General features: G+C 80.1%; 2 protein-coding genes. Both read left to right on the forward strand.

The features are described from left to right. Positions 1 to 1,119: diguanylate cyclase domain-containing protein (locus tag NH342_RS22950; RefSeq protein WP_253018692.1), on the forward strand; the 1,119-nt coding region annotated here is incomplete at its 5' end. 93 nt (positions 1,120 to 1,212) lie between these two features. Further along, positions 1,213 to 1,457: hypothetical protein (locus NH342_RS22955; RefSeq protein WP_253018694.1), on the forward strand; the 245-nt coding region annotated here is incomplete at its 3' end.

The following is a 1,457-nucleotide window of genomic DNA, read 5'->3' on the forward strand; positions in this document are numbered from 1 at the left end:
GTCGGGGCCCTGCTGTGCGGGCTGGTCGCCGCGCGCCGGGGCCCGCTCGACCGGCCCGCCCCGGGCACGGCGGACGCCGTCCCGGTGGTCAGCCGCGCGGGCACCGTCGTGCTGTGCGCGTCGCTGCTCGCGCTGCCCGCCGCGGTCGGCGCCACCCTGCTCACCGGTCGGCAGCTGACCGACGGCGCGGTCGGCGGGCTCACCCTGGTGGCCGCGCTCATGGCGGTGCGGCTGGTGCTCCGGCTGCTGGAGGCCGGTGCCCTCACCGGGGACCTCGTACGCCGCGAGCTCGACCTGCAGGACCTCCTCGAGCACACCGTGGAGGGCCTGGTCGTGCTGGACGAGCGGCTGCACCTGCGGGAGACGTCCCCGACCGCGCGCCGGCTGCTCGGGCTGCCCCCGGGGACGGCGCCGACCGGGTCGCTGCTCGACCTGGTCCCGCCCGCCGACCGCGACCAGCTGCGCTGGAGCCTGCAGCTGGCCGACGCCCACCCAGTCCTGGTGCTGCGCACCGCGCCCGCGCTCGGGCCGGCCCGGGAGCTGCAGGCCCTGGTGCACGTGCGGCCGCACGGTGGGCTGCTGCTGCAGCTGCGCGACGTGACGGCCGAGCAGCGGCGGCGCCGCGAGCTGGAGCTGCTGGCCTGGACCGACCCGCTCACCGGTCTGCCCAACGCCGCCGCGCTGCAGCGGGAGGTGGGCACCTTCTCCCGCTCGGGTGGTGACCGGGCCCTGCTGGTGTGCGACCTGGACCGCTTCGGCGAGCTGGACGCCGTGCTGGGCAGCGCCGCCGCCGACCGGGTGCTGGTCGAGGCCGCCCGGCGGCTGGCCGACGTCGCCGGGCCGGACGGGTCGGTGTTCCGCACCGGCGGTGACTCCTTCACCGTCCTGCTCCCGGTCGCCGCCCCGGTGGCGCTGGTGGTGGCCGACCGCGTGGCCCGCGCGCTGGCCCAGCCCCACCGCGGTGTCCCCGACCACCTGGTGCGCGGCGGGAGCGTCGGGGTGGCGCCGCTGGTCCCGGGCGGCCACGCCGCGGCGGTCGACGCCGCCCGGGCGGCGGTCCGCGCGGTCAAGGCGGCGGGCGGTGGTGGGGCGCGGGTCGGGCGACCGGTCCCGGGGTGAGGGTCGGTGGACGAACGAGGCGGGCGCGTACCGCTGGGACGGGGCGCCGGGCTGACACCCTGGCCCCCGTCGGTCGTCGGCGAGGAGGCGCGCGTGGTCCTGGACGAGGAGGACGACGTCGCCCGCGCGGGCGCCGCGCTCCTGCTGGGGGTCGCGGCCTTCCTCCCCTTCCTGCTCGTGCTCCGGCCACCGCCGGCCGGGACGCCGGCGGTCGCCGGGTGGGCCACCGCGGCGCTGCTCGCCGTCCTCGGGCTGGTCGCCCTCCGCCGGCCGCGGGCCCTGCCGGCCGGGGCCTGGACCTGGGTGGGCGTCGGCGGGGCGGTCGCGGTCGCCGCGCT

The sequence above is a fragment of the Klenkia sp. PcliD-1-E genome (assembly GCF_024124375.1).
GTDB lineage: Bacteria > Actinomycetota > Actinomycetes > Mycobacteriales > Geodermatophilaceae > Klenkia.